This is a genomic window from Ramlibacter sp. 2FC (assembly GCF_005503345.1).
In the GTDB taxonomy this organism is placed as follows: Bacteria; Pseudomonadota; Gammaproteobacteria; order Burkholderiales; family Burkholderiaceae_C; genus SCMQ01.
The window spans coordinates 19,419-38,881 of sequence record NZ_SCMM01000035.1; the positions used below are offsets into that span (position 1 = coordinate 19,419).

General features: G+C 69.3%; 17 protein-coding genes. 16 read left to right on the forward strand and 1 reads right to left on the reverse strand.

What is annotated here, in order from left to right; genetic code table 11:
• The first annotated feature begins 171 nt into the window (after nt 1-171).
• The 7 genes from FFS10_RS15265 to urtE all read left to right on the forward strand — a co-directional run bounded on the left by FFS10_RS15265 (nt 172) and on the right by urtE (nt 6,894).
• Nucleotides 172-576, forward strand: coding sequence for a nucleotidyltransferase substrate binding protein (locus tag FFS10_RS15265; RefSeq protein ID WP_137895333.1), 405 nt, complete (start codon nt 172-174; stop codon nt 574-576).
• Entirely contained in the window at nt 573-911 is a 339-nt protein-coding gene (locus tag FFS10_RS15270) for a nucleotidyltransferase family protein (protein ID WP_137895334.1), read from the forward strand. Before FFS10_RS15265 ends, FFS10_RS15270 begins: the two co-directional genes overlap by 4 nt.
• 178 nt (nt 912-1,089) lie before the next feature.
• Nucleotides 1,090-2,370 carry an urea ABC transporter substrate-binding protein gene (urtA, locus tag FFS10_RS15275; protein WP_137895335.1) on the forward strand — a complete coding sequence of 427 codons (1,281 nt, stop codon included), beginning with the start codon at nt 1,090-1,092 and terminating at the stop codon, nt 2,368-2,370.
• Between the two features lie 110 nt (nt 2,371-2,480).
• A complete protein-coding gene (urtB, locus tag FFS10_RS15280; RefSeq protein WP_137895336.1) occupies nt 2,481-4,052 on the forward strand; it encodes an urea ABC transporter permease subunit UrtB in 1,572 nt (523 codons plus the stop codon).
• A 65-nt stretch (nt 4,053-4,117) separates the two neighbouring features.
• Nucleotides 4,118-5,227 carry an urea ABC transporter permease subunit UrtC gene (urtC, locus tag FFS10_RS15285; protein WP_137895359.1) on the forward strand — a complete coding sequence of 370 codons (1,110 nt, stop codon included), beginning with the start codon at nt 4,118-4,120 and terminating at the stop codon, nt 5,225-5,227.
• Nucleotides 5,224-6,099, forward strand: a complete 876-nt coding sequence (urtD, locus tag FFS10_RS15290; RefSeq protein WP_137895337.1) for an urea ABC transporter ATP-binding protein UrtD — start codon at nt 5,224-5,226, stop codon at nt 6,097-6,099. Before urtC ends, urtD begins: the two co-directional genes overlap by 4 nt.
• 102 nt (nt 6,100-6,201) lie before the next feature.
• Nucleotides 6,202-6,894, forward strand: a complete 693-nt coding sequence (urtE, locus tag FFS10_RS15295) for an urea ABC transporter ATP-binding subunit UrtE (RefSeq protein ID WP_137895338.1) — start codon at nt 6,202-6,204, stop codon at nt 6,892-6,894.
• On the opposite strand, the gene FFS10_RS15300 is transcribed toward urtE, so the two are convergent.
• Nucleotides 6,895-8,853 (reverse strand): heavy metal translocating P-type ATPase, encoded by a 1,959-nt coding sequence (locus tag FFS10_RS15300; RefSeq protein ID WP_249931314.1) that lies wholly within the window; start codon nt 8,851-8,853, stop codon nt 6,895-6,897. It abuts the gene before it with no gap.
• Nucleotides 8,854-8,923: 70 nt separating this feature from the next.
• Here FFS10_RS15300 and cadR point away from each other — a divergent pair, with 70 nt between their 5' ends.
• The 9 genes from cadR (at nt 8,924) to FFS10_RS15345 (ending at nt 19,452) form a co-directional block, all read left to right on the forward strand.
• Nucleotides 8,924-9,403 (forward strand): Cd(II)/Pb(II)-responsive transcriptional regulator, encoded by a 480-nt coding sequence (gene cadR, locus FFS10_RS15305; protein WP_137895340.1) that lies wholly within the window; start codon nt 8,924-8,926, stop codon nt 9,401-9,403.
• A gap of 105 nt (nt 9,404-9,508) precedes the next feature.
• Nucleotides 9,509-9,907, forward strand: coding sequence for a hypothetical protein (locus FFS10_RS15310; RefSeq protein WP_137895341.1), 399 nt, complete (start codon nt 9,509-9,511; stop codon nt 9,905-9,907).
• A gap of 130 nt (nt 9,908-10,037) precedes the next feature.
• Nucleotides 10,038-11,267 (forward strand): TolC family protein, encoded by a 1,230-nt coding sequence (locus tag FFS10_RS15315; RefSeq protein WP_249931315.1) that lies wholly within the window; start codon nt 10,038-10,040, stop codon nt 11,265-11,267.
• Nucleotides 11,264-12,892: an efflux RND transporter periplasmic adaptor subunit gene (locus FFS10_RS15320; protein WP_137895342.1), complete on the forward strand. Its 1,629-nt coding sequence runs from the start codon at nt 11,264-11,266 to the stop codon at nt 12,890-12,892. Before FFS10_RS15315 ends, FFS10_RS15320 begins: the two co-directional genes overlap by 4 nt.
• Nucleotides 12,889-16,047 (forward strand): efflux RND transporter permease subunit, encoded by a 3,159-nt coding sequence (locus tag FFS10_RS15325; protein WP_137895343.1) that lies wholly within the window; start codon nt 12,889-12,891, stop codon nt 16,045-16,047. Before FFS10_RS15320 ends, FFS10_RS15325 begins: the two co-directional genes overlap by 4 nt.
• Nucleotides 16,048-16,117: 70 nt before the next feature.
• Nucleotides 16,118-17,014, forward strand: a complete 897-nt coding sequence (locus FFS10_RS15330; protein WP_137895361.1) for a F510_1955 family glycosylhydrolase — start codon at nt 16,118-16,120, stop codon at nt 17,012-17,014.
• A gap of 71 nt (nt 17,015-17,085) precedes the next feature.
• The gene (locus FFS10_RS15335) at nt 17,086-17,529 is read left to right on the forward strand and encodes a hypothetical protein (protein WP_137895344.1); all 444 of its coding nucleotides are present in this window, start codon (nt 17,086-17,088) and stop codon (nt 17,527-17,529) included.
• A 109-nt stretch (nt 17,530-17,638) separates the two neighbouring features.
• A complete protein-coding gene (locus FFS10_RS15340) occupies nt 17,639-18,019 on the forward strand; it encodes a hypothetical protein (RefSeq protein WP_137895345.1) in 381 nt (126 codons plus the stop codon).
• A complete protein-coding gene (locus tag FFS10_RS15345) occupies nt 18,016-19,452 on the forward strand; it encodes a TolC family protein (protein ID WP_137895346.1) in 1,437 nt (478 codons plus the stop codon). Before FFS10_RS15340 ends, FFS10_RS15345 begins: the two co-directional genes overlap by 4 nt.
• Nucleotides 19,453-19,463: the final 11 nt, after the last annotated feature.

Consider the following 19,463-nt stretch of genomic DNA (forward strand, 5'->3'; position numbering starts at 1 on the left):
GGCGCCGGCACGCCCTCGTCGGGGGACATGAACGGAGCCGTTCGCCCGCCCTCCCCGCCATACTCGACGCAGCGAGGGACTTCTGACTTCTTCTTGTACTTCTGATCGCAAGTCGGTATGAGCCGTGCCCCGGGCGGGCCGGCTGAGGGACAATGCAGGGGGAGGCGCACCATGACCCTGGACATCAGCCCGCTGGACAAAGCCATTGTCCGACTCGACGAAGGGCTCGCGCGTTATCGCCTGGACGTTTCCGACACGCAGATCCGCGATGGCCTGATCCAGCGTTTCGCGTTCACCTACGAGCTCAGCCACAAGATGCTCAAGCGCTACCTGGAGGCGGTATCGCCCACGCCGGCGCAGTACGACGGCATGCCGTTCCAGGACCTCATTCGCACGGGCAACGAGCATGGCCTTCTGCGAAGCGATTGGCCAGTCTGGCGCCAGTACCGCGAAATGCGCGGCAAGACCAGCCACACCTACGACGAAGACGTGGCGCTCGACGTGGTGGCCGGCATCCCGGCCTTTCTCGCAGAAGCAGCGCACCTGCGGGACCAGTTGAAGGCCAGGCTGGCATGACATTGCCGGACGACGCCCCGCCGCGCACGATGCGCCCCGAGCACTGGCGCATCGTGCGCGACATCCTGCGCCGGCATGTGGCGCAGGCCGAGGTCTGGGCCTTCGGCTCGCGCGCGACCGGAACGGCGAAGCCCTATTCCGACCTCGACCTCGCCATCATCGCCGGCCAGCCTCTTCCGTTGGCGACGCTGGCGGCCCTGGCCGAGGCTTTTTCCGAGTCCGACCTGCCCTGGAAGGTCGACCTGGTCGATTGGGCCACCACCGGCGAGCCATTCCGCCGCATCATCGAACGCGACAAGGTGGTCGTTCAGCAGGGCGCCCGGCCGCTGCGCTGAACCCGCGCCGCCCGGGCGGCCCTCCGGGCCATCGCCCTGCCTTGTCCGCCGCGTACGCCATGTGCCGTATTTCCGGAACTTCGGGCCAACCCTAGCATGGACCTGTCCGCTGGAAGGCGCCTCGTCTCGAGCGCTTCCAAGCGAACTTCAACCGATCCACTTCGCAGGAGTAGCTCAGATGCAACGTCGATTCACCCTCAAGGCCCTCGCGGCCGCCACCGCGCTCGCGGGCTGGAGCGTGCTGCCGGCCCAGGCCGCAGACACCATCAAGGTCGGCGTGTTGCACAGCCTGTCCGGCACCATGGCGATTTCCGAGACCGTGCTCAAGGACACCGTGCTGATGGCGATCGACGAGATCAACGCCAAGGGCGGCGTGCTGGGCAAGAAGCTCGAGCCCGTGGTGGTCGACCCGGCTTCCAACTGGCCGCTGTTCGCCGAGAAGACCAAGCAGCTGCTGACCCAGGACAAGGTGGCCGTGATCTTCGGCTGCTGGACCAGCGTGTCGCGCAAGTCCGTGCTGCCAGTGGTGGAGGAACTCAACGGCCTGCTGTTCTACCCGGTGCAGTACGAGGGCGAGGAGCTGTCCAAGAACGTGTTCTACACCGGCGCCGCGCCCAACCAGCAGGCGATTCCCGCGGTCGACTACCTGATGAGCAAGGACGGCGGCGGTGCCAAGCGCTGGGTACTGCTGGGCACGGACTACGTCTATCCGCGCACCACCAACAAGATCCTGCGCGCCTACCTCAAGTCCAAGGGCGTGAAGGACGCCGACATCGACGAGAAGTACACGCCCTTCGGCCACAGCGATTACCAGACCATCGTCGCCGACATCAAGAAGTTCTCGGCTGGCGGCAAGACCGCCGTGGTCTCCACCATCAACGGCGACTCCAACGTGCCCTTCTACAAGGAGCTCGGCAACGCGGGCCTCAAGGCCAAGGACGTGCCGGTGGTGGCCTTCTCGGTCGGTGAGGAGGAGCTGCGCGGCGTGGACACCAAGCCCCTGGTCGGCCACCTGGCGGCCTGGAACTACTTCATGTCGATCAAGAACCCGGCCAACACCGAGTTCACCAAGAAATGGGCCGCCTACGCCAAGGCCAAGGGCATCGCCGGCCACAAGGACAAGCCGCTGACCAACGACCCGATGGAAGCCACCTACATCGGCATCAACATGTGGAAGCAGGCCGTCGAGAAGGCCAAGACCACCGAGGTGGACAAGGTCATCGCCGCCATGGCCGGCCAGACCTTCAAGGCGCCCAGCGGCATCGTCTCCAAGATGGACGAGAAGAACCACCACCTGCACAAGTCGGTGTTCATCGGCGAGATCAAGGCCGACGGCCAGTTCAACGTGGTCTGGAAGACCCCGGGCCCGGTCAAGGCCAAGCCCTGGAGCCCCTATATCGAGGGCAACGACAAGAAGAAGGACGAGCCCGAGAAGGGCACGAGCGTCGCCAAGAAGTAAGCCCACCCCCGAGGCGGCCTGCGGCCGCTTCCCCCTCAAGGGGGCGGCGCGGCCGCTTTGGGCGGCCATGCGCGGCGCGCCCTGGCGCACACTGTTACTCCACGACACCTATGTTTCGTCCACTGTTATTGCTAACGGCGCTTCTTTTTTCGGGATGGGTTCATGCCCTGACCGCCGACGAGGCCCGCGCGCTGGCCGTGGGCGAGACCGATGCCCGCGTCGAGGCCCTGAACCGGCTCGTCGCCAGCGCCGACGACAAGACCGCCGCCTTCATCCAGGCCCTGGCCGATGACGCGGTGAAGCTGGCCGGCGACCAGGTGCTGGTGGTGCGCGACGGCAAGGGGTCGGACCCGGTGAGCGGCGCCGAGCTGGCCGTGCCGGACAGCGCCGAGGACGTCATCAACAACAACCGCATGCGCGGCGAGCTCGACACCGCGCTGGCCGGCCTCAAGCTCTTCAGCAAGGACGACAGGCAGCGCCTGGCGGCGGTGATGGCCCTGCTCAAGGAGCCCGACGAATCCCGGCTGCCCCTGCTGGACAAGGCGCTGGCCGCCGAGAGCCGGGACGCCATCCGCATCCAGCTGCAGCTGGCCCGTGCCGCCGCGCTGCTGGGCAGCGAGGACAAGGCCAGGCGCCTCGAGGCGGCCCGCGCGCTGGCCGAGAGCAAGACGCCCGAGACCAAGCTGCTGCTCAACCAGCGCCTGGCGGCCGAGACCGAGGCCGATGTGAAGACCCAGCTACAGGCCTCGCTGCGCGCCATCGAGGAGGCCCTGGTCTGGGGCGACAAGCTAGGCGCGCTGTTCTCCGGCATCAGCCTGGGCTCCATCCTGCTGCTGGTGGCGCTGGGCCTGGCCATTACCTACGGACTGATGGGCGTGATCAACATGGCGCACGGCGAGCTCATGATGATCGGCGCCTACGCCACCTACGTGGTGCAGGGCCTGTTCCAGAAATACCTGCCCGGCGCCTTCGACTGGTACCTGGTCGCGGCGCTGCCCGTGGCCTTCCTGGCCTCGGCCGGGGTCGGCGCCGTGCTCGAGCGCGGCGTGCTGCGCTTCCTCTACGGCCGCCCGCTCGAGACCCTGCTGGCCACCTGGGGCATCAGCCTGGTGCTGATGCAGGGCGTGCGCAGCCTGTTCGGCGCGCAGAACGTGGGCGTGGAGAACCCGTCCTGGATGAGCGGCGGCCTGCAGCTGCTGTCCAACCTCACGCTGCCCTGGAACCGGCTGGTGATCGTCGCCTTCGCCGCGGCGGTGCTGCTGGGCATGGCCTTCCTGATCGGCCGCACGCGCCTGGGCCTGTTCGTGCGCGGCGTCACGCAGAACCGTCCGATCGCCTCCTGCATGGGCGTCAACACGGCGCGCATAGACACCTACGCCTTCGCCCTCGGCTCGGGCATCGCCGGCCTGGCCGGCTGCGCGCTGAGCCAGGTCGGCAACGTGGGGCCCGACCTGGGCCAGAGCTACATCGTCGACGCCTTCATGGTGGTGGTGCTGGGCGGCGTCGGGCAGCTGGCCGGAACGGTCTATGCGGCCCTGGGGCTGGGCATCATCAACAAGCTGCTGGAAGGCTGGACCGGCGCGGTGCTGGCCAAGATCGCGGTGCTGGTCTTCATCATCGTCTTCATCCAGAAGCGGCCGCAGGGCATCTTCGCGATGAAGGGCCGCAGCGCGGAGGCCTGATGATGAAACGAGACATCGAACAAAGTGCCGTGCAGGTCGAGCCTGTCGCAGTTCCAGCGAATCCCATGACCGGCACGGCGATTGCCCTGCCCGCCCGGCCGGCGTTGCTCAGCCGCATGGGCTGGAGCGCCTTCATCCTTGCCCTGATCGTGGTCTGCGCGCTCGCGCCCTTGCTGAACCTGGTGGTGCCGCAGGACAGCATGTTCCACCTCAGCGACTACGCCGTGGCCCTGGTCGGAAAGATCATGTGCTACGCCATCTGCGCCCTGGCCATGGACCTGATCTGGGGCTACACCGGCATCCTGAGCCTGGGCCATGGCCTGTTCTTCGCGCTCGGCGGCTACGCCATGGGCATGTACCTGATGCGCCAGATCGGCCGCGACGGCAACTACAAGAGCGATCTGCCGGACTTCATGGTGTTCCTGGACTGGAAGGAGCTGCCCTGGCACTGGACCTTCTCAGACAGCTTCCTCGCCACCCTGCTCCTCATCGTCGCGGTGCCGGGCCTGGTGGCCTTCGTGTTCGGCTACTTCGCCTTCCGCTCGCGCATCAAGGGCGTGTACTTCTCGATCATCACCCAGGCCATGACCTTCGCCGCCATGCTGCTGTTCTTCCGCAACGAGACCGGCTTCGGCGGCAACAACGGCTTCACCGACTTCAAGCGCATCCTGGGGCTGCCGATCGCCACGCCATCCATGCGCATGGTGCTGTTCGTGCTGACCGGCCTGAGCCTGCTGGGCTTCTTCCTGTTCGCGCGCTGGCTGGTGACGGCCAAGTTCGGCCGCGTGCTGCAGGCCATACGCGACGCGGAAAGCCGCGTCATGTTCTCGGGCTACTCGCCGCTGCCCTACAAGCTGACCATCTGGACGATCTCGGCCGTGATGTGCGGCGTGGCCGGCGCGCTCTACGTGCCGCAGGTGGGCATCATCAACCCCGGCGAAATGAGCGCCGCCAACTCCATCGAGATCGCCATCTGGGCGGCCGTGGGCGGGCGCGCCACGCTGATCGGCCCCATCGTCGGCGCCTTCATCGTCAACGGCGCTAAGAGCTGGCTCACGGTGACGGCGCCCGAGTTCTGGCTGTATTTCCTGGGCGCCCTGTTCATCGCGGTCACGCTGTTCCTGCCCAACGGGGTGGTCGGCCTGGTGAAGAAATTGAAGGGGACGCAGAAATGACGCCGGACCTGCTGGAGGAGGGCGCACGCCGCGCCGAGGCGCACGCAAGGCAGGAGGCTCAGGGCCGGACCGAGTCGGGCGGCCGCGCCGCCGGCTTCTCGCGCCTGGCCCGGCCGGGCGAGGTGGACGTCACGCATGGCCGCATCCTCTACCTGGAGGACGTCAGCGTGAGCTTCGACGGCTTCAAGGCCATCAACCAGCTGTCGCTGGACATCGCGCCGGGCGAGCTGCGCTGCGTCATCGGCCCCAACGGCGCCGGCAAGACCACGATGATGGACATCATCACCGGCAAGACCCGGCCCGACCAGGGCACGGTGTTCTTCGGCAGCACCATCGACCTGCTGCGCCACAACGAACCCGAGATCGCGCAGCTGGGCATAGGCCGCAAGTTCCAGAAGCCCACGGTGTTCGAGCAGCTCAGCGTGTTCGAGAACCTGGAGCTCGCGCTCAAGACGCACAAGGGCGTGGCCTCGTCGCTGTTCTTCCGGCTCGATTCGGCCCAGAGCGACCGCCTGGCCGAGATCCTGCACACCATTCACCTGGAGGCCAGTGTCGCGCGCATGGCGGGCAACCTCAGCCACGGCCAGAAGCAGTGGCTGGAGATCGGCATGCTGCTGATGCAGGACCCCAAGCTGCTGCTGCTCGACGAGCCCGTGGCCGGCATGACCGACGAGGAAACCGCGCGCACCGCCGAGCTGTTCCTCAAGCTCAAGGGCCAGCATTCGCTGATGGTGGTCGAGCACGACATGAGCTTCATCAAGACCATCTCGGACATCGTCACCGTGCTGTGCGACGGCTCGGTGCTGGCCCAGGGCACGCTGGACCAGGTGCAGGCCGACGAGCGTGTGATCGAGGTGTATCTTGGGCGCTGAGATATTCTTTCCTCTCCCTCCCCCGCTGGGGGAGGGCCGTGGTAGGGGCATGCCGGTGCCCCCACCTCAATCCTCCCCCAGCGGGGGAGGAGGAAGACCACCATGCTGACCGTCAAGAACATCAACCAGTACTACGGCGGCTCGCACATCCTGCGCGATGTGAGCCTCGAGGCCCAGGCGGGCAAGGTCACGGTGCTGCTGGGCCGTAACGGCGTGGGCAAGACCACGCTGCTCAAGAGCCTGATGGGCCTGGTGCCCATCAAGACCGGCAGCATCGACTTCGAAGGCCAGGCCATCCACCAGGCCACGCCCTACGAGCGCGCGCGCGCCGGCATAGGCTATGTGCCGCAGGGCCGCGAGATCTTCGCGCGCCTGACGGTCGAGGAAAACCTGCGCATGGGCCTGGCCTACAAGAGCGCCGGCACGCCCGTGCCGGCCGAACTCTACGAGCTGTTCCCGGTGCTCAAGCAGATGCTCGGTCGCCGCGGCGGCGACCTCTCGGGCGGCCAGCAGCAGCAGCTGGCGATCGCGCGCGCGCTGGCCGCCGGCCCCAGGCTGCTGATCCTCGACGAGCCCACCGAGGGCATACAGCCCAGCATCATCAAGGACATAGGCCGCGTGATCCGCATGCTGGCCGACCGCGGCGAGATGGCCATCCTGCTGTGCGAGCAGTATTACGACTTCGCGCGCGAGCTCGCCGACGACTACCTGGTCATGGAGCGCGGCGAGGTCATCGCGCGCGGCCCGGCCGGCGAGATGGAGGCCAAGGGCATACGCCAGCTGGTCGCGATCTGATCAGCTGCGCGCGGCCCGGCCGCCCGCGCGCAGCATGCGCAGCCCGTTGGCCACGACCAGCAGGCTGGCGCCCATGTCGGCGAACACGGCCATCCACATGGTGGCGCTGCCCTCCACCGCCAGTCCCAGGAACAGCAGCTTGATGCCCAGGGCGAGGGCGATGTTCTGCCATAGGATGGAGCGCGTGCGGCGCGACAGGCGGATGGTCTCGGGGATGCGCTGCAGCTCGTCGTTCATGATCACCACATCGGCCGCCTCCATGGCGACGTCGGTGCCGGCCGCGCCCATGGCGATGCCGATGTCGGCGCGCGCCAGCGCCGGCGCGTCGTTGATGCCGTCGCCTGCCATCGCCGTGGGGCCGTAGCGCTTGCGCAGGTCCGCGACGGCGGCCAGCTTGTCCTCGGGCAGCAGCTCGGCGCGCACCTCGGCGATGCCGGCTTGGCGGGCGATGGTCTGCGCGGTGACCGCGTTGTCGCCGCTCAGCATGACCGAGGCCACGCCCAGGGCCTGCAGCTCGGCCAGCGCCTCGCGCGCGCCGGGCTTGATCGTGTCGGCCACCGCGAACAGGGCCAGCACCTGCTGCCCGGACGCCAGCAGGGTGACCGTGCGCCCCTGGGCCTCGTGGGCCGCCAGGCGTGCCTCGACGTCGGCGCCGCACAGGCCCAGCTCCTCGATCAGGCGGTGGTTGCCCAGCACCAGGGTCTGGCCGTCGGCGCGCGCCTGCACGCCGCGGCCCGGCAGGGCCGTGAAGCCCTCGAGCGCCCCGTTGCCAGGGGCCAGTACCCGGGCGATCGCCTGGGCCACCGGATGGTCGGAATGGGCGGCCAGGTCGGCGGCCCAGCGCAGCGCCTGCGCTTCGGGAATGGGGGAGGGCAGGACCTCGGTCGCGACCAGGCGGGGCCGGCCGGCAGTGATCGTTCCCGTCTTGTCGAAGGCGATGGCCTTGAGCCGGTGTGCGCCCTCCAGATGAACGCCGCCCTTGATCAGGACGCCGCGCCTGGCGGCGGCCGCCAGGCCGCTGACCACGGTGACGGGGGTGGCGATCACGAGCGCGCAGGGGCAGGCGATGACGAGCAGCACCAGGGCCCGGTAAACGGCTTCGGTCCAGCCCCAGCCCAGGAGCCAGGGCCCGAGCAGGGCCAGGGCCAGTGCCAGCGCGAACACCGCGGGCGTGTAGACAGCCGCCAGGCGGTCGACCAGGCGCTGCGTGGGCGCACGGCGCGCCTGGGCCTGCTCGACCGCGTGCAGGATGCGCGCCAGCGTGGTGTCGCCGGCGACGGCTGTCACGCGCAACTCGAGCGTGCCGCTGCCGTTGACCGAGCCAGCGAACAGCGCGTCGCCTGCCGCCTTGTCCACCGGCAGGCTCTCGCCGGTCACCGGGGCTTGGTCGACCGTGCTGCGACCTTCGGTGACCAGGCCGTCGAGCGGGATGCGCGCGCCGGGCCGCACGCGCAGCCGGGCGCCCAGCGGCACCTCGGCCACGGGAACGGCTTGCCAGGTGCCGCCGGGCTGGCGCATCTCGGCGCTCGGCGGCGCCAGGTCGAGCAGGCGCGCGATCGCGTGGCGCGTGCGGTCCACGGCGCGCGCCTCCAGCCACTCGGCCCAGGCGTAGAGCGCCATCACCATGGCTGCCTCGGGCCACTCGCCGATGAGGAAGGCGCCGCTCACGGCCACCGCCATCAGCGCAGCGATGCTCAGCCGCCCCCGACGCAGCGCGGACAGCCCCTCGCGGTAGGTGGCCAGCCCGGCCAGGGCGATGGCCACGGCCGCAAGCCCCATGCCAAAGAGCCGGGCCGCCATCGTCTCGGGGGCGAGCAAGGCCAGCGACTCGGCCGCGACCGCCAGCAGCAGGGCCGCCCCCAGGCGCCACGGCGCCGCGGCCGGCATGCTGTCGCCGTGGCCGTGGCATGCGCAGGCGGCCGGGCGCGGCGGGATGGCGGCGTCGTTCGATGGGTTCATGGACTCGATTGGAAACCCTGTAGCGACTAGAGAGTCAAATGGCTGATACCGTTGCAGCAGGAGCTTGCACATGAAGATCGGCGAACTGGCACGCCTCACCCGCACCGCGGTCGAGACCATCCGCTACTACGAGCGCGAAGGCCTGCTGCCCGCCGCCGCCCGCTCGGAGGGCAATTACCGCATCTATGGCGAGGCCCATGCCGAGCGCCTGTCCTTCATCCGCCATTGCCGCAGCCTGGACATGACGCTCGACGAGATCCGCGTGCTGCTGCGCTTCAAGGACGCGCCGGGCGACAACTGCGCCGAGGTCAATGCCCTGCTGGACGCGCACATCGTCCATGTGGCCCGGCGCATGCGCGAGCTGCGCCAGCTCGAGCGGCAGCTCAGGAGCCTGCGCGAGCAGTGCCGCGAGGCGCAGGACGCGGCGCACTGCGGCATCCTGACCGAACTGTCCGAGGCGGCGCGCCAGCGCCCAGAGGGGAGTTCCGGCGCAGCCGGTCATGTGCACGGCGCGCACAAGGGCGGCGGCCAGCGCCGATCCGGTCTTTGACCTGCGTCAGGGAACGAGGCCTTTGGCCTCATGGGGCGAACTTTCAGACGTGGCCTGTGTCCTGTCGCCAATGCCGCAGCCGCGTCATTCATTACAATCGCGTTCATGTTCGTCCGGCGTCGCCATCGCTTGATCACGGTGCTCTTTGCGCTGTGCAGCCTGCTGTTCATGCAGCTGGCCGTGGCTGCCTATGCCTGCCCGGGCAGCGCGAGCAAGCTGAGCGAAGCCGCCACCATGGCCGAGGCTGGCATGCCCTGCGCCGGCGATGTGTCGCTCAGCATGGACGATGAGCAGCCCGGCCTGTGCCATGCGCACTGCCAGTCCGCGCAGCAAACTGTAGAAAAAGTGCAGGCGCCATCGCCAATCGACGCGGTAGCCGTTGGTTTTGCTTTCACGATCTCCCGGGCCTTGGCAGCCCCACCGGCCGGCCCGGTTCAAGCGCCATTGCTTTTGCGCTCAGCGGCTCCGCCGATCGCCTTACGCAATTGCTGCTTCCGAATTTGACTTCCCAGACCGTTTGACTGCTGCCTGAGGCACCTTGCCTTGCCTCGGCAGATGTTTTTCGTTGTCTGGAGTTGTCATGTCTGTTTCTTTCCTGGGGCGCCCATGGGCCGCGGCCGCGTGGGCCCTGCTCGTGAGCCTGCCCGCCTGGGCGGCCGAACCCCTCAGCTTGCGCGAAGCGCAGGCGCTTGCCGCGGGCCGCTCGCAGCAGTTGGTCGCAAACGGCGCATCCATTGCGGCTTCGCGCCAGATGGCCGTGGCTGCCGCCCAATTGCCCGATCCGGTGCTCAAGCTGGGTATAGAGAACCTGCCCATCAACGGGCCCGACCGCCTGAGCCTGTCGCGCGATTTCATGACCATGCGCCGCATAGGCCTCATGCAGGAATGGCCGCGCGAGGAGAAGCGCCGGCTGCGCGCCGAGCGTTTCGAGCGCGAAGCCATTCGTACCGAGGCCGAGCGCCGGCTGAACCTGGCCAACATCCACCGCGATACCGCGCTGGCCTGGCTGGAGCGCCACTACGTGCGACAGATGCGCGAGCTGGTGCTACGGCAGATGCAGGAAACCCGGCTCCAGGTGCAGGCTGCCGAGTCCGGCTTCGGCACCGGCCGCAGCAGCCAGGCCGATGTGTTCGCGGCGCGCGCCGCCGTGGCGCTTCTGGAGGATCGCCTGAGCCAGATCGAACGGCAGGAAAAGAATACCGCCCTGATGCTGGCCCGCTGGGTGGGGCCCGATGCCGAACGCCCCAGCGCCGGCGCGCCGGCCTGGCAGACCAGCTTTCTGGAGCACGGACGGCTGGAGGAACATATTCAATCCCACCCCGACCTCGTCATGCTGCGGGCCCAGGTCGAGCAGGCGCAGACCGAGGCGCGGCTCGCCCAGTCGAACAAGCAGTCAGACTGGAGCGTGGAGGCCGGCTACAGCCAGCGTGGCCCGGCTTATTCCAATATGGTCTCGCTCGGTGTCTCCATTCCCTTGCAATGGGACCAGAAGAGTCGCCAGGACCGCGAGCTGGCAGCCAGGCTCGCGCTGGTCGACGAGGCGCGCGCGCGATACGAAGAGATGCTGCGCAGCCACGATGCCGAACTGCGCAGCCTGCTCAACGAATGGAACAACGGCAAGGCCCGGGTCGCGCGCTACCGCGATGCGCTGATCCCCCTCGCCGGGCAGCGGTCGGAGGCTGCCCTGACGGCCTATCGGACCGGCAAGGCGGATCTGGCCGCTGCGCTGGCGGCCCGGCGCGACGAAGTCGATGTCCGGATGCAGGCCTTGACCATTGAAATGGAGACCGCCCGCGCCTGGGCCCAACTCAACTTCCTCATTCCCGAGCACAGCCTCGCCGCGCAACGCCAGGATCAACCATGAACAAGAAACTCATCGCCACCGTCGTGGCCGCCGTCGCTGCCATCGCCCTTGGCGGATATGCAGGCTTCGAGATGGGCATGCGACGCGGCAGCGGCATGGCCGCCGCATCCGGCTCTGCCGCGCCAGCAACCCAGGGTGCACCCGCCGCGCAGGGACCGGTGCCACAAGGGGCCGACGGCGAGGAAGCCACCCGCCGCCACATCACTGCCGGCCTCAAGGCAGGCGACACCGATCCGCTGAGCGGCCGCAGGATCCTCTACTACCACGACCCCATGGTGCCGGGCAACAAGTTCGACAAGCCCGGCAAGTCGCCCTTCATGGACATGCTGCTGGTGCCGGTCTACGCCGATGGCGACGCGGACTCTGGCCAGGTCACGGTGAGCCCGCGCATCCAGCAGAACCTGGGCTTGCGCACCGCGCCCGTTGTCGAGGGGCAGCTCGCGCCGCAGGTTTCGGCCGTGGGCAGCATCGCCTTCAACGAGCGCGACCAGGCCATCGTGCAGGCCCGCGCCACCGGCTATGTGGAGCGGCTGCATGTGCGCGCCACGCTGGACCGTATCGGCAAGGGCCAGCCGCTGGTCGACCTCTATGTGCCCGACTGGGTGGCGGCGCAGGAGGAGTTCCTCGCGCTCTGGCGCATGCCGGGCCCGGACCTGGCGCCGCTGGTCGATGGCGCACGCCAGCGCATGCGCCAAGTCGGCATGAGCGACGAGCAGATTCGCCAAGTCGAATCCACCGGCCAAACCCAGGCGCGGATCACCCTGACTGCGCCGATAACCGGCGTGGTAGTGGAGCTGATGGTGCGCGAAGGCATGACGGTGATGGCCGGGGCGACCCTGTTCCGCGTCAACGGCCTGGCCACCGTCTGGGCCCAGGCCGAGGTCCCGGAGAGCCAGGCCGCGCTGCTGCGCCCCGGCACGCAGGTTCAGGCCCAAAGCCCCGCGCTGCCCGACACGCGCTTCGATGGCAAGGTGCAAGCCCTGCTGCCCGAGGTGAATCCGGCCACGCGCACCTTGAAGGCGCGCATGGAGCTCGCGAACCCGGGCGGCCGACTCGTGCCCGGCATGTTCGTGTCCATGCAGTTCCTGGACCCGCAGGCCGCAAAGGTCTTGCTGGTGCCGAGCGAAGCCGTGATCCAGACCGGCAAACGCAGCGTGGTGATGCTGGCCGAGGACAATGGCCGCTTCCGCCCGGTCGAGGTCGAAGCCGGGACGGAGGCCGGTGGCCAGACCGAGATCAAACGTGGCCTGCAGGCTGGCCAGCGCGTGGTCGTGTCCTCGCAGTTCCTGATCGACTCGGAGGCCAGCCTCAAGGGGGTGGAAGCGCGGCTGAATGCGGCGCCCCAGCCGGCAGCCGCCAGCACCGCGCCCCGCCACGAAGGCGAGGCCAGGGTCGAAGCCGTCGGCAAGGATGCGCTCACCCTGTCCCATGGTGCCATCCCCTCGCTCAAGTGGGGGCCCATGACCATGGACTTCAAGCTGCCGCCCCCAGGAGAGTTGCCGCGCCAGCTGAAAGCCGGTGATCGGGTGAGCTTCGAGTTCTACATGGACGAGGATGGTCTCCCTCAGCTGACCCGCGTCTCTCCCAAGGCTGCCGGGCCTCAGGCGACTGGGAGCCAGAAGTGATTGCGAAACTCATACGCTGGTCCATCGCCAACCGCTTCCTGGTCCTGCTGGCGACGCTGATCGTCAGCGCCTGGGGCGTCTACGCGCTCGCGAGAACGCCGCTCGACGCCCTGCCCGACCTGTCCGACGTGCAGGTCATCATCCGCACCAGCTATCCGGGCCAGGCGCCGCGCATCGTCGAGAACCAGGTCACCTACCCGCTGACCACGACCATGCTCTCGGTGCCCGGCGCCAAGACGGTGCGCGGCTACTCCTTCTTCGGCGACTCCTTCGTCTACGTGCTGTTCGAGGACGGCACCGACCTGTACTGGGCGCGCTCGCGCGTGCTCGAGTACCTGAACCAGGTGCAGGACCGCCTGCCCGCCGGCGCCAGGAGCGCCATCGGGCCCGACGCCACCGGCGTGGGCTGGATCTACCAGTACGCCCTGGTCGACCGCGGCGGCACGCAGGACCTCGGCCAGCTGCGCGCCCTGCAGGACTGGTTCCTGAAGTACGAGCTCAAGACCGTGCCCAACGTGGCCGAGGTGGCCACGGTCGGCGGCATGGTGCGCCAGTACCAGGTGGTGCTCGACCCCGACAAGCTCGCCGCCTACGCCATCCCCCATACCCGGGTGGTCGAAGCGATCCAGGGGGCCAACCAGGAGGCCGGCGGTTCGGTGCTCGAACTCGGCGAGGCCGAGTACATGGTGCGCGCCTCGGGCTACCTGCAGTCGCTCGAGGATTTCCGCCAGGTGCCGCTGACAACCAGTGCAGCCGGTGTGCCGGTGCGTCTGGGCGATGTCGCGCGCATCCAGATCGGCCCCGAGATGCGGCGCGGCATTGGCGAGCTCGATGGAGAGGGCGAGGCCACCGGCGGCGTGATCGTGATGCGCTCGGGCAAGAACGCGCTGGAAACCATCTCCGCCGTCAAGGACAAGCTCAAGTCGCTGCAGGCCAGCCTGCCCCGAGGCGTCGAGATCGTGCCCGTCTACGACCGTTCCGGCCTGATCGAGCGCGCCGTGGACAACCTCACGCAAAAGCTGGTCGAGGAATTCATCGTCGTCGCGCTGGTGTGCTTCGTCTTCCTGTTCCACCTGCGTTCGGCCTTCGTGGCCATCATCTCGCTGCCGCTGGGCATCCTGGCGGCCTTCATCGTCATGCACTACCAGGGCGTGAACGCCAACATCATGTCGCTGGGTGGCATCGCGATCGCGATCGGCGCCATGGTCGATGCGGCGGTGGTGATGATAGAGAACGCGCACAAGCATCTGGAGCACTGGGCCCGGGACCATCCGGGCGAGCGCCTCGCCGGCGACGCGCGCTGGCGCGTGATAGCCGATTCGGCGGTCGAGGTCGGCCCGGCCCTGTTCTTCTCGCTGCTGATCATCACCCTGTCCTTTATCCCGGTGTTCACCCTGGAAGCCCAGGAAGGCCGGCTGTTCTCGCCGCTGGCCTTCACCAAGACCTATGCCATGGCGGCCGCGGCCGGCCTGTCGGTGACCCTGATTCCCGTGCTGATGGGTTACTGGATCCGCGGCCGCATTCCCGACGAACAGACCAACCCGCTGAACCGCTGGCTGATCGCGGCCTACCGGCCGCTGCTGGAGGGGGTGCTGCGCGCGCCGAAGTTCACGCTGGCCATGGCGGCCGTGGTGCTCGCCGTCAGCGCCTGGCCGCTGCAGCACATCGGCGGCGAGTTCATGCCGCGGCTGGATGAAGGCGACCTGCTCTACATGCCCTCGGCCCTGCCGGGCCTGTCGGCGGCCAAGGCCGCCGAGTTGCTGCAGCAGACCGACCGGCTGATCAAGACCGTGCCCGAGGTCGCCAGCGTCTACGGCAAGGCCGGGCGCGCCGAGACCGCCACCGACCCGGCGCCGCTGGAGATGTTCGAGACCACCATCCAGTTCAAGCCGCGCGATCAGTGGCGCCCCGGCATGACCACCGACAAGCTGGTGGACGAACTCGACCGCATCGTCAAGGTGCCGGGTCTGGCCAACATCTGGGTGCCACCGATCCGCAACCGCATCGACATGCTGGCCACCGGCATCAAGAGCCCGGTCGGCGTGAAGGTGGCTGGCACCGACCTGGCCACGATAGACCGCCTGAGCGGCGAAATCGAGCGGGCGCTCAAGGATGTGCCGGGTGTGAGCAGCGCGCTGGCCGAGCGCCTGACCGGCGGGCGCTATGTCGACGTGGACATCCGCCGTGAGGCCGCAGCACGCTACGGCCTCAACATCGCCGACCTGCAGTCGCTGATCAGCATCGCCGTGGGCGGCGAGAACATAGCCGAGACCGTCGAGGGGCTGCAGCGCTTTCCGATCAACGTCCGCTACCCGCGCGAGATCAGGGATTCGCTGGACCGGCTGCGCAGCCTGCCCATCGTGACCGAGCGCGGCCAGCGCCTGCTGCTGTCGGACGTGGCCCAGGTCCGCATCGCCGACGGCCCGCCCATGCTGCGCAGCGAGAACGCGCGCCTGTCGGGCTGGGTCTATGTGGACATCCGCGGCCGCGACCAGCGCTCGGCCGTGCAGGACATGCAGAAGGCCGTGGCCGAGCAGGTCAAGCTGCCGCCGGGCTATTCGGTCTCCTGGTCCGGCCAGTTCGAGTTCCTCGAGCGCGCCACGGCCAAGCTCAAGCTGGTGGTGCCGTTCACGCTGCTGATCATCTTCGTGCTGCTCTACCTGTGCTTCAAGCGCTTCAGCGAGGCCTTGCTGCTCATGACCACGCTGCCGTTCGCGCTGATCGGAGGCATCTGGCTGCTGTACCTGCTGGGCTACAACCTCTCGGTGGCCGGGGCGGTCGGCTTCATCGCGCTGGCCGGGGTCTCGGCCGAGTTCGGCGTGATCATGCTGCTCTACCTCAAGACCGCCTGGGAGGCGCGGCTGGACCAGGGCAAGGCCTCGGACGCCGACCTGCTCGATGCGATCCGCGAGGGCGCCGTGCTGCGCGTGCGGCCCAAGGCCATGACGGTGGCGGTGATCCTGGCCGGCCTGTTTCCTATCATGTGGGGCGCGGGGACCGGCTCCGAGGTCATGCAGCGCATCGCCGCGCCCATGGTCGGCGGCATGGTCACCGCGCCGCTGCTGTCGATGTTCGTGATCCCGGCGGCCTACCTGCTGATGCGGCGCGCACGCGCAGCGGGGGATAAGGCCCTGGCCGCGTCCCCTGCTGCGTGACGACATGTCACGGAACCCGCGCGCATTTGCCGCCTCCAACTACGCTTTGACACCCATGAACAAGACACCCATGCCGAACCGACGATTCCTCCATGCCTGCCTTCTGGCGCTGGTCATGGCCGCGCCCATGGCGAGTGCCGAAGCCCCGCTGACCCTGGTCCATGTCCACGGCCTGTCCTACAGCGCCGACGGGCGCCAGCTCATGATTCCCAGCCACCACGGCCTGGCCGTCTACAGCGAAGGCCGCTGGTCCAAGGCCGAGGGGCCGGCGCATGACTACATGGGCTTCGCAGCGACGCGCGACGCGATCTACAGCAGCGGCCACCCGGCGCCGAACTCGGGGCTGACCAACCCCTTCGGCCTGATCAAGAGCCGCGACGGCGGCCGAAGCTGGCAGAAGCTGGGACTGGAGGGCGAGTCGGACTTCCACCTGATGGCCGCCAGCCACGGCACCAACGCGGTCTACGTGTTCAATCCGCAGCCCAACTCGCGCATGCGCCAGGCCGGCATCCACTACACGCTCGACGACGGCAAGACCTGGCAGCGCGCCGAGGCCAAGGGCCTGCCAGCGCGCCTGCAGTCCCTGGCCGTGCACCCGAGCGACCCCAAGCTGGTCGTGGCCGCCACGGCCGAGGGCCCGTTCCTGTCGCGCAACGCCGGCCGGAGCTTCGAGCGCCTGGGCGGCGGCCGGCAGGCGCTGGCCGTGAGCTTCGACCTCGATGGCCAGCACCTGTGGTTCAGCAGCTATGCGAACCAGGCCCAGCTCTGGCGCGTCGCGCTGCAGGCGGGAGCGCCGGCCCAGCCGGTCAAGCTGCCGGTGCTCGGCGAGGACGCCGTGGCCTACCTGGCCCAGCACCCGCAGCGGCCGGCCGAGATCGCGATCGCGACCTTCAAGCGCAGCGTCTACCTGAGCCCGGACCGGGGCGGGCGCTGGACCCAGATCGCCAAGGAGGGGGCCACGCGCTGAGCGGCCCCATGGCCCCGTCGGCCATGGGTGCTTGCCTTCCCGCTGTGGCAAGCCGATAGAATCCGGTTCCTATGTCGCGCATCCGTTCGCTGCTTCTGTGGCTCGTCGTGCTGGTCCTGCCCCTGCAGGGCCTGGCCGCGACGTCCATGCTGTTCTGCGGCCTGGATGCGCACCACGATGCCGGGCCGCCGGCCGCTGTCGTTCTGCCGGTGCACGAGACGCTCCGGCATGACGCGACGGGGCACGGCGTGGCCGCGCACCAAGCGCACGCGGACCATGAGGCCCATGCCGATGCAGATGCCGGTGCCGGTGTCACGGCCGACACCAGCGCAGGCCAGCTCGGCGAGGTCGCGCACCAGTGCAACCTCTGCGCCAGCTGCTGCTTCCAGCTGGCGATCGCCGGCCCGTCGCTGCTGCCGCTGCTGGCCGCCGCGCCCCAGGCCGACCTGGCCGAGCCCCTGGTGCTGATCCGCGCCCTGCCGGCACGCCTGCCCGAAAAACCCCCTCGCGCCTGAGCTGCCTGCCGGCCACGAGGCCGCCGCGCTCTCCGTTCGCCTGCCTGTACGCCGCACCCCCGGGTGCAGCGAGGGCTGCGAGCCGCTTCATCCCACTCGCGAGGATTTCATGTCGTCATCACCCCATGGCTGCTGGCTGGGCGTCCTGCCCGCCCTGGCCGCGCTGAGCCTGTCGGCCCAGGCGGCCGCGCCCGCCGCCGCACCCAGCTCGGCCCCGCCAGGCCTGGCCTTCGAATCGGCCCTGCAGGGCTACCGCCGCTTCGCCGACGAACCGGTCCAGTCCTGGCAGGCCGCCAACGACACCGTGGGCCGCATCGGCGGCTGGCGCAGCTACGCCAAGGAGGCCGAGCAGCAGGCGCAGCCCGCGTTGCCCGAGGCACCCGCCGCTGCGCCCGCGATGCCGCATGGCGGCCATGGCGGCCATGGCGGCCACGGCACGCACCACCAGGGCCAGCCGGGCCATGGCGGCCACCACGGAGGCCGGCCATGAGCGCCGCCCTTGCGGTCTCGCGCAGCCGCTGCGCGCTCACGGCCCTGGCCCTGCTCGCGCTCTCGGGCTGCGCCGGCGTGAGCCTTGAGCAAAGCCTCTCGCGCACCAACGAGGAAGCCGCGAGCTTCACCGGCGGCCGGCTGGCTCTGGCCGCCACCTCCGAAGAACGCGCGGCGTACCGGAAGACCGCGGCCGAGCTGCTGAGCCGGCCGCTGGAGCAGAAGGACGCGGTGCAACTGGCCCTGGCCAACAGCCCGTCCCTGCAGGCGCTGTTGGCCCAGCACGGGGCCGACAGCGCGCGCGCCGCCCAGGCCGGCCGCCTGCCCAACCCCGTGTTCAGCTTCGAGCGGCTGCGCACCGGCGACGAGCTCGAGCTCGGCCGCATGCTGTCCTTCGGCCTGCTGGACCTGCTGACCCTGCCGCTGCGCCAGGGCCTGGCCGAGCACCAGGTCGAGCAGGCACGGCTGCGCCTGAGCGCCGACGTGGTCGACCAGCTGACCCAGGTGCGCCAGGCCTGGGTGCGGGCCGTGGCGGCCCGGCAGAGCCTGCAATACGCCCAGCAGGTCTACGAGAGCGCCGAGGCCGGCGCCGAGCTCGCGCGCCGCATGCAGGCCGTGGGCAATTTCACCAAGCTCGAGCGCGCGCGCCAGCAGGCCTTCTACGCCGACGCCGCGACCCAGCTCGCGGCCGCGCGCCACGCGGCCACGGCTGGCCGCGAGGAACTGGTGCGCCAGCTGGGCCTGAGCGAGGCCCAGGCGCAGGACCTGAAGCTGCCCGAGCGCCTGCCCGAGCTGCCCCGGCAGCCGGTGCAGCCGGCCGAGGTCGGCAAGGCGGCCAGCCGCGGGCGGCTGGACCTGCGCCTGGCCCAGGCCGAGCTCGACGCGGCGGCCCGGGCCCGCGGCCTGGGTCGCGTGACCAGCGTCACCGACATCGAGCTCGGGGTCATCCGCAATACCACCTTCGACAACGCCGACGGCCACAAGGCCACCGGCCGTGGCTACGAGATCGCCTTGCGCCTGCCCTTGTTCGACTGGGGCGAATTGCAGCGCGACGCGGCCGGCGGCCAAACGCTGGCGGCGGCGCACCGGCTCGAGGCCACGCTGCGCGCTGCCGGCTCGCACCTGCGCGAGAGCTACTCGGCCTACCGCACGGCCTACGACATCGCGCGCCACCAGCGCGACGAGGTGGTGCCACTGCGCAAGACCATCTCCGAGGAGAACCTGCTGCGCTACAACGGCATGCTGATCGGCGTATTCGAGCTGCTGGCGGACGCGCGCGACCAGGTCGGCACCGTGACGGCGGCGATCGCGGCCGAGCAGCAGTTCTGGCTGGCCGACGCGGCCCTGCAGGCGGCACTGATCGGCCGACCCACTGCCAGCGCGATCGCGGCCACCGGCAGCGCGAGGGCAGGGGGCGGCGATGCCGCGCACTGAAACCGCCCGCA